The sequence below is a fragment of the Allobosea lathyri genome, from assembly GCF_900108245.1.
In the GTDB taxonomy this organism is placed as follows: Bacteria; Pseudomonadota; Alphaproteobacteria; order Rhizobiales; family Beijerinckiaceae; genus Allobosea; species Allobosea lathyri.
In genome coordinates, this window is sequence record NZ_FNUY01000011.1 from 192,471 (window position 1) to 201,868 (window position 9,398).

4 protein-coding genes and 2 pseudogenes are annotated in these 9,398 nt (G+C 64.9%); 5 read left to right on the forward strand and 1 reads right to left on the reverse strand.

Annotation, left to right across the window (positions count from 1 at the left end; translation table 11 throughout):
- From C4S73_RS22675 to C4S73_RS22695, 5 genes and pseudogenes are all read left to right on the forward strand, one after another.
- A pseudogene (locus C4S73_RS22675) lies at positions 1-798 on the forward strand (IS5 family transposase).
- Between the two features lie 429 nt (positions 799-1,227).
- Positions 1,228-1,986 carry a DeoR/GlpR family DNA-binding transcription regulator gene (locus C4S73_RS22680; RefSeq protein WP_244595733.1) on the forward strand — a complete coding sequence of 253 codons (759 nt, stop codon included), beginning with the start codon at positions 1,228-1,230 and terminating at the stop codon, positions 1,984-1,986.
- 122 nt (positions 1,987-2,108) lie between these two features.
- The gene (locus tag C4S73_RS22685) at positions 2,109-7,205 is read left to right on the forward strand and encodes an Ig-like domain-containing protein (RefSeq protein ID WP_103874856.1); all 5,097 of its coding nucleotides are present in this window, start codon (positions 2,109-2,111) and stop codon (positions 7,203-7,205) included.
- Positions 7,206-7,638: 433 nt separating this feature from the next.
- Entirely contained in the window at positions 7,639-7,923 is a 285-nt protein-coding gene (locus tag C4S73_RS22690) for a helix-turn-helix domain-containing protein (protein ID WP_103874857.1), read from the forward strand.
- Positions 7,924-7,958: 35 nt separating this feature from the next.
- Positions 7,959-8,570 (forward strand): LysR substrate-binding domain-containing protein, encoded by a 612-nt coding sequence (locus tag C4S73_RS22695; RefSeq protein WP_244595736.1) that lies wholly within the window; start codon positions 7,959-7,961, stop codon positions 8,568-8,570.
- A gap of 277 nt (positions 8,571-8,847) precedes the next feature.
- Here C4S73_RS22695 and C4S73_RS22700 read toward each other — a convergent pair.
- Positions 8,848-9,398, reverse strand: a pseudogene (locus C4S73_RS22700) (IS3 family transposase); the annotation flags it as partial.

Below are 9,398 nucleotides of genomic sequence, written 5' to 3' on the forward strand. Positions count from 1 at the left end.
ATGTGGACCCCAGCCACTCGCCGGCAATCGCGCCGATACGAAACGGATTTGACGGATGCGGAATGGCGGCTGGTTGCACCGTTGCTGCCGGCACCGAAGCGGACGGGCCGGCCACTGTCGTGGCCGCTGCGCGAGATCGTCAACGCGATATTTCACGTCATGCGCGGTGGCGTCGCCTGGCGGCTTCTGCCGAGCGACCGTCCGCCCAGGAGCACGGTCTATCGCTGGTTTGCGGCTTGGCGGGACGGGGGCGTGTTCGAGGCTCTGAACCATGCGTTGCTGATGATCGATCGCGAACGCAGCGGTCGGGCGGCCTCGCCGAGCGCCTGCATCATCGACAGCCAGCGCGCAAAGACGAACGAAGCTGGCGGGCCACGCGGCTACGACGCCGGCAAGAAGATCATGGGCCGCAAGCGCCACGCCCTCGTCGGTACCGACGGGTGGGCCTCGTCCTGTTCGCCCATCCTGCCAGCATTCAGGATCGCGACGGGCGGGTCTGCTGCCGGCCGCCTCGCCGCTCATTTTCCTTCATCGAGAAGGTCTTCGCCGACGCCGGCTACCAGGGCCCCGCGCGTCGCGACAGCCACCCGCATCGCCGTCGAGATCGTCCGCCGCAAGCCTGATCAGATCAGCTTCGCCATCCCGCCGCGGCGGTGGAGCGTCGAGCGCTTCTTCGCCTGGATCAAGCGAGACTGGTGGCTCTGGAAGGATGCAGAGGTCGCCATCGCTTCGGCGACCGCGCTCCTTTACGCCGCCGCAGCCATGATCCTCATCCGACGCATCGCGCGAGGCTCATGAGTTTCGGGACGGACTCCTACGTGCCCCGGGGTTGTTGACCTATAAGCGAAGTTCGAATGAACGGTCCGATCGGAGCGGCATTCGCTCGCGGCTGACGCATGGAATTGGGCGCGTTCTTGGGTGACGCGACTTCGCGGGCGCGAGCGGAAAATGATCGCCCCGCTTGGAAGTATTTTTCAAGGCACAGTTAAACTGGCTCACGAATACCTGGGCAGGCCTGAACGTTTGCCGTCTCAATTTTTCTGCCCAGGTCTTCTGCCCAGGAGTTGGGAGCCTACTTTTGTGTCACTGCGCTGCTTATCGCCTTCTTTTGTTTTGAGTTAAGCATTGCTTAACTGTCGCACGAGCGTCACAGGGCCGCGCTATCGCAGTCATATGAACATCAATTGCATTCACTTGAACACGGCGCTGGGCTCGGATGGGCGGCAGATGGCGATCGCCGAGATGCTGCGCAGCAGGGATTTCATCAGCGTCGAGGAGTTGGCGGCGCATTTCGCCGTCGCCACGCAAACGATCCGCCGCGATCTGGTCGCTCTTTGCGATCAGGGCGTCGCGCGGCGGCGACATGGCGGCATCGAGAGCCTTGCGCGGAGCGGAAACCTCACATTCAGGGACCGTCGCGTGCTGAATCGCGAGGCCAAGCAGAGCATCGCCGCCACGGTCGCGAGCCAGGTCGGCGACGGCGAGTCGATTTCGCTCGGCATCGGCACGACCACGCAGTTCGTCGCCGAGGCCCTGCTGTCGCATCGCCAGCTCAAGATCGTGACGAACAACCTGCCGATCGCATTGATGGTGGGGCAGAACTCCGATTTCTCTCTGGCGATCGCGGGCGGAACCGTGCGAGGCGGCGATCTGGACGTCTGCGGCTCGACGGTCGATGCGTTCTTCGCGTCCTACAAGGTCGACATCGCGATCTTCGGTGTCGGCGGGATCGATGAGGACGGCTCGCTGCTCGATTTCTCGGAGGAGGAGGTGCGCGCCCGCGAGGCGATGCTGCGCAGCTGCCGCAAGTCCTACCTCGTCCTCGATTCCTCGAAATTCACGCGCCCGGCCCATGTCCATGGCGGGCGCATCGATCAGGTCACCGCCGTGTTCTGCGAGACGGAACCGCCGAAGGCCATCCGACAGATGCTGGACCAGTCCGGCGTCGAGTTCGTCAAGAGTTCGGAGGCGGCCGTGAGGTCGTAGCCGGACGAAAAGAGCCTGCGCGCGGCCGGGCGCGGCTCGCCATCAACACCCGTTCTTCACGCATGCCCGCAGCAAGCCCGCTGCCGGGAACGACCGACTGTTGCCATTTTTGGAGATGAGTCATGGCTGACAAGCCCATTCTTTACGCCCATCGCGGCACCAATCCCTATACGGACAACGAGATGGACGCCTACAAGTGGGCGTTCAATTACGGGGCGGACTTTGTCGAGACCGACTTCCGCCTGACCAAGGACGGGCACCTGGTCAGCCATCATGACGATTTTGGAATCGGCATCGCGAACATGACCCTGGCGGAAGTGCGCGCGGCCGTGCCGGGTATCGTCACCCTCGAGCAGCTGATCGTGCTGACGAAGGAAATGGAGATCGAAACCGGTCGGAAGCTCGGAATCCTGATCGAGACCAAGAGCTCCGGCTATGCGACCTACGATGCCATGCTCTCGAAACTCGTCGCGCATGACTTCGCCGATCCGGAGCGGATCGTCTTCCAGACCTTCGCGACGGACCACAACGTCCTCCGCGACCTGATGCAGACGAAATACCACGTCGATTTCCCGCTGGTCTGGCTGACGGACAATATCACTGACGCAAAGATCGCTAACGTGACGAGCGCGCAAGGCTCGATGGGCGTGTTGGACGCTCTCGCGCCCCAGATGGCGCTGATCACGGCGGAGACGGTCGCTGCTGCCCAGGCGGCCGGCCTCGAGGTCAATGGCTGGACGGTCGCCGGCACCGCCGCCGACGTCCAGAACGCGCTCAACCTCGGCGTCGACGGCATCATCAACGACAACACCCAGCTCGCCCGTCCGGCGCTGGAAAAGCTGCTCAACAATGCCGACGTGGCCTACGGCACCGATCAGGCCAATGAGGTCAACGGCGGCACCGGCAAGGACGTCATCTATGCGATGTCGGGCGACGACATCGTCCGCGGCGGCCTCGCCGAGGACACGCTCTACGGCGACGCCGGCAAAGACCTGATCTTCGGCGGCGCGGGCAACGACACGCTCATCGGCGGCAGCGGCAACGACTACCTCTCGGGCGGCGAGGGAGCCGACGTGCTCTCCGGCGGCGCGGGCAACGATGTCATCGTCGCGACGGGCGACCGGGTGGTCTTCCGCGCCGGCGACGGCATCGACCTGGTCTCGCTCGACAGCACCAGCACGATCGTCTTCGACGGCATCGCCCCGGCCGGGGTCAGCGTCATCCGCGACGGCAACAACCTGATCATTCGCGCCGGCAGCGACGCGCTCGTTCTGCTGAACGGCGTCGATCCGGCCTACCAGCCCGCCTCGATCGCGACCGCGGACGGCTTCACGCTGACTGGCGCCGAACTCGCGGCGCTGGCCGTGGATGGCACCGACGCCGAGGTCGGGGCCCTGTTGCCGGGCCTCGAGGACCTGCTCGTCAATGCGCCGACCCTTGCCATCCCGTCGACGGTCGCGGTCGGCACCGATCTCGTCGCCGCAGGCGGCTTCCCCGAAGGCACTCTGTCCTACGACCTCGCGAGCGTCGAGACCGGCGCGGCCTATCGCCTGAGCTTCTCGCTTGCCGATCTGCCGACGGGCGTCGACGGCGTGCGCGTGCTCTGGGGCGGCCAGGTGGTCTATGAAGGCATCCCCTCCGTCACCGGCGGCAAGTTTCACTTCATGGTCACCGGCGGAACCGGCAATGGCTCGAACGACCTCGTCTTCGAGGGCGCGGGCGAGGGCTTCGGTGCCACGCTCGACGACCTTCGTCTCGTCAAGATCGCCGATCCGGTGCTGCCGACCCCGGGCAACGTCGCGCCGGAAACCCCGGATGTCGACCTTGTCATCAGCCAGGGCGTGCTGTTCAACGGCAAGGTCGTGGCCACGGACGCCAATGCCGACGTGCTGACCTATCGCCTCGGCGATGGACCGGCCCATGGCACGCTCGTCTTCAATTCGGACGGAACCTACAACTACAAGCCGGCAGCCGGCTTCGTCGGGGGCGACAGCTTCAGCTATCTGGTGAATGACGGCCATGGCGGCATCGTCGAGGCGAGCGTCAACTTCACCGTCGCGCAGGGCATCCTTCTCGGCACCGACCTGATGGTCAACGGCAGCTTCGAGGACGTCAGCGAATCCTCCGGCAACAACGGTCCCAGCGACTGGGGCTACCGGAACCAGGATGGCCAGATCCTCGGCTGGACCAATGTCAACAACAAGCGCATCGAGCAGCACTGGGACAATTATGGCGGCATCGTCGCCAAGGATGGCCGGATGTGGATCGACATGGACCATTCGCAGACGGGAACGACCGTCGACCGGATCGGCCAGTCGATCGCTCATGTCGAAACCGGCGCGACCTATCGGGTGAGCTTCTCGCTCTCCGACTCCGACGCCGTGAACCACGACGACGGCGTGAAGGTGCTGTGGAACGGCGTGGTCATCTTCGACGGCCTGCCGCCGCAGGGCAGCGCGAGCTGGACGACACTGAGCTTCGACGTGGTCGGCGGTTCCGGTGATGGCAAGAACCGGCTGGAATTCATCGACAAGGGCGTCTCGGATTCGTGGGGAGCCGGTGCGGCGCTCGACGACGTCCGCTTCGTCAAGGTCGCCAATCCCGGTGACGCCCTGCCGGCGAACCAGGTTCCGGTTGCCACGGACGGCCATGCCGCGGGCATGAAGGACACCGTGTTCACCGGTGAGCTGTCCGCCTCGGATCAGGATGCCGGCACGGCGCTGATCTACAGCCTCGCCACCGGGCCGGCCAACGGCACGGTCCTCGTCTACACCGACGGCACCTATCGCTACACGCCCAACGCTGGCTTCAGCGGCGCGGACAACTTCACCTTCCTGGTGGATGACGGGCGCGGCGGCAAGGACACGGCGACCCTCGACCTGACGGTCAAGTCCTCGACCTCCTCGGTCGCGATCGGAACCGACCTCGTCGTCAACGGCAGCTTCGAGGATGTCAGCGAGTCCGGCAACTACAACGGTGGCGCCGACTGGGGCTATCGCAACCTGGACGGTCAGATTCTCGGCTGGACCAATGCCAACTTCAAGCGCATCGAGCAGCATCTGGACAATTATGGCGGCGTCGTCGCCAAGGATGGCCGGTTCTGGATCGATCTGGACGGTGCCGGCCAGTCGGCCCGCAACAAGATCGGCCAGACTGTCTCGCAGGCGGAAACCGGCGCGACCTATCGGTTCAGCTTCGCGCTCTCGGACTCCGACAATGGGCGCTACGACGACGGCGTGACCGTGCTGTGGAACGGCGAGGTCATCTTCAGCGGCCTGCCGCCGCAGACCAGCGCAGGCTGGACGACCCTGAGCTTCGACGTGGTCGGCGGCTCCGGCAACGGCTCGAACCGGTTCGAGTTCATCGATACCGGCATCAAGGATTCCTGGGGTGCGGGCGTGGCGCTCGACGATGTCCACTTCGTCAAGATCGCCGATGCCGGTGATACGCTGCCCGTGAACCACGCGCCGACGGCGGTGAACGGCCAGGCTGTCGGCTTGGTGAACAGCCTCGTCACCGGTCAGGTCACGGCGTCGGATCAGGATGCCGGCGCGTCGCTGATCTTCAGCCTCAAGCAGGGGCCGTCCCACGGCGCGGTCTTCGTCTATTCGGACGGCACCTACCGCTACACGCCCACCACCGGCTTCATCGGCCAGGACAGCTTCACCGTGCTGGTGAATGACGGGCGTGGCGGCACGACCGAAGCCACGGTCAGCCTGACCATCAACCCGCCGAACGCTTCCCCTGTCGCAACCGACGATACCGGCCTCGGCACGGAGTACGGTGCGGCGCTGACGATCGACCCGGCGACCCTGCTCGCGAACGATAGCGATGCGAACAGCGACACCCTGACGATCCAGTCCGTCACCGCAGGCAACGGTGGAACCGTGACCCTGGACGCTAACGGCCATGTCGTCTTCGTCCCCGCCGAGGGCTTCTCCGGCGAGGCGTCGTTCGCCTATGTCGTTTCCGATGGCAAGGGCGGCAGCGCGACCGGCAACGTCACCGTCACGGTTGCCCCGCAGCCGGCCGGCACGCCGGGCGACGACGAGATCACCGGCACGTCGGGTGACGACGTGATCCTCGCCGGCCTCGGCGACGACACCGTGCTGGCGGGTGCCGGCAACGACACGCTCGACGGCGGCGACGGCGACGACGAGCTGCATGGCGAGGCTGGCGACGACCTTCTCAAGGGCGGCGCCGGCGACGACCAGCTGCTCGGCGGCGCAGGCGACGACGTCCTTCTGGGCGGTGCGAGCGACGATCTGCTCGATGGCGGCGAGGGTATTGACACGGCAGACTACTCGGCCGACACGGCCGGCGTCACGGTCGATCTCTCGGCCGGAACGGCTGAGGGCGCCGGGGCCGGCTCGGACGAGCTCATCTCGATCGAAACCGTCATCGGCGGCGCGGGCGACGACATCCTGATCGGCGATGACGGCGACAACCGCTTCGTCGCCAGCGCCGGCAACGACTTCATCAATGGCGGGGACGGCATCGACACGCTCGACCTCTCGGCCGCGACGGGGGCGATCACGGTCGACTTCGCCGCTAGCAAGGCCTCGGGCGCGGGCATCGGCACGAACAGCTTCAGCAATATCGAGAAGCTGCTCTTCGGCACCGGCAATGATGTCGTCACCGGCGGCAATGGCAACGACGCCTTCGACGGCGGCGCGGGCAACGACACGCTGAAGGGCGGCGCCGGCGACGACACGCTCTGGGGCGGTGCGGGCAACGACACGCTCGAGGGCGGCTCGGGCGATGACGAGGTCTTCGGCGGCATCGGCAACGACGTGATCAAGGCCGGCTCCGGCGCCGACCTGATCGATGCCGGTGAGGGCGACGACGTGATCGACGCGGGCTCCGGCAACGACGTCGTTCTCGGCGGAGCGGGTCATGACGTGATCGACGCCGGCTCCGGCGACGACCGCATCGAGGGCGGGGCCGGCGACGACATCCTGACCGGCGGTTCCGGCCACGACGTCTTTGTCTTCGCCGCGGGCTTCGGCAAGGACATCCTCACCGACTTCAGGACGACGGGCGCGAGCTCGGACGTGCTGGAGTTCTCGATCGGGCTCTTCGCCGATTTCGACGCAGCGATGGATGCAGCCGATCAGGTCGGTGCCGATACCGTGTTCTCGATCGACGTCGACACCTCGCTGACGCTGAAGGGCATCCAGCTCGCCAGCCTCACACAGGACGATTTCCGCTTCGTCTGAGGCGAAGCCGCACTGACACACAATGGAAAAGGGCGCTCGAACTGGCGCCCTTTTTGTGCTTCACAGCCCCCGTCTCGCGGATCCCAGGGGCCAGCAAGGGGCTGCAATAGGAGGCCTGATCGACCCTGCGAAACGACTACATAGCCGATGGCCGCAGCCGCGCTTCTGGACGAGCCTCTCCCTCGCTGCCGGAGAAACCGGGCGATGTGAAGCTCATCGGTGGGGGCGGTAGATTGAGCTCCTGCCGTTCCAGCGTCCGGGCCGCCTGCCGTGGAATCACGCCGCGTTCGCGCCTGATTGCAAAAGCGACGGCAACCACAGCCAAGCTTTGATTGCAATGATTCCCACTCGCGCGAACGATCGGGAGCGATCTTGACGCTGAAGGGTTCATGCGGGCCAATACAAAGATCGCCTGACTTAATGTCCGTGGATTATGACATTCGACTCCCGTGAACTCTCAGTGCTTCGTGCCGTGATCGAAAAGGGCAGCGTCACTGCGGCGGCCGCGGCGCTGAATGTGTCGCAGCCGGCCGTGAGCCGTACGCTGCAACAGATCGAGGAGCACATCGGCATCGTCCTGTTCAGGCGCGAAAAGCAACGACTGCATCCGACGCGGGAATTCGAACTGCTATACGCGGATGTCGTGCAGGCGTCTCTTCCATCGAGACCGTTGCGCGGCGCGCCCGCGATCTCAGGGAGGGTCGGACAGGCGCGCTGAGGATTGCGACGATTGCCGCGTTCGCGACCTCTATCCTGCCTCATGCCATTTCGCGGCTCCGAAGCAGGAAGCCCGGCGTCGAGTTCGTCGTTGAAATCCTGACGGCACGTGATGTCGCCCAACGTGTGGCGAGCTTCAAGAGCGAACTCGGACTGCTCATCGACGCGGCTGCGGTTTCCGGAATCCTCCTGGAAGATCTATGCACTTCGCGCTTTGGCTGCGTCCTGCCGAGCGGCCCAGCTTTGGCGCAAAAGCCGTACCTCACGATCGACGATCTGTCGCCGCAGCCCATCATCTGCCTCGACCGGATGTTGCCCCTCGGAGCGCTTGCGCACCGAATCTTAGAGCGTGCCGACCTCCAGCTGCGGCCCGCCGTCGAGGTCTCACAATCGAACATCGCGTGCGTGCTCGTTGAGGCTGGCGCAGGCATCGCCCTGATTGACAAGCTTGGCGTCCTCGGGCGATCGGGTTCGGATAAGCTGGTTTCGTCCCGTTCTTCCCGACGGAGACGATTGTCGGACGGCTCGCGCTTCCCGTCGGAGCGGCCCAGAGCGCTTCTTCGCAAGAGTTCTGCGCAGCTGCGAGAGGCCGTGGCCGAGCTGGCGGCGACAGACAGCGGCTTCTCGACGCGGGCGCTGCTGGCCTGAGCCCAAACCAAACGAGGTAGCTTTCGCACGATGGTGGGAGCGTCAGGCCGTCGAGGCGGATATCCGCGGTCGCCGGACCAGGACGCCCGTGCTGATCGGCAGGCCGAGAGCCAGACGGGACAGGCGCCGTCCAGGCCTCGTAACGTCACCCCGATCCCAACTCGAATTAGATTGCGTTCGACTTTTAAGTCGCTTATAGATTTCGTTCTAAATCTAACGTGCGCGCATCGCGCTTTTCGACATGTGGTCTGCCCCCGTTGGGTGGCCCGGTTTCAGTCTAATGCATGGTCGGCTTCGCGGCCATGTTTGGCGATGGGTTTGGCGGCTGCACAATGGCGGCCGGTGCCGGAGAGCGGTATCCGAGCGATGAGTGGGGCCGCACGGTGTTGTAGTGCTTTCGCCAGCTTTCGATGACAGCTTTGGCCTCGGCGAGGCTGTAGAAAATCTCGCCGTTGAGGAACTCGTCGCGAAGCTTGGAGTTGAAGCTCTCGCAATAGCCGTTCTCCCGAGGCGAGCCTGGCTCGATGAAGGCCGTCTTCGCGCCGACCGCTGTGATCCACTCCCGCACTGCTTTGGCGACGAACTCGGGACCATTGTCGTAAACGAACATGCCCCGGCACGCCGCGCAGGATGAAGAGGTCCGACAAGACGTCAATGACATCGGTGGACTTGAGCTTCCGGTCTATCCGGATCGCGATGCATTCGCGGGTAAACTCGTCGACCACGTTCAACATGCGGAACTTCCGGCCATCATGGGTGCGATCCTCGACAAAGTCGTAGGACCAGACATGATTGGGATGCTCCGGTCGCAGCCGCATGCAGGATCCA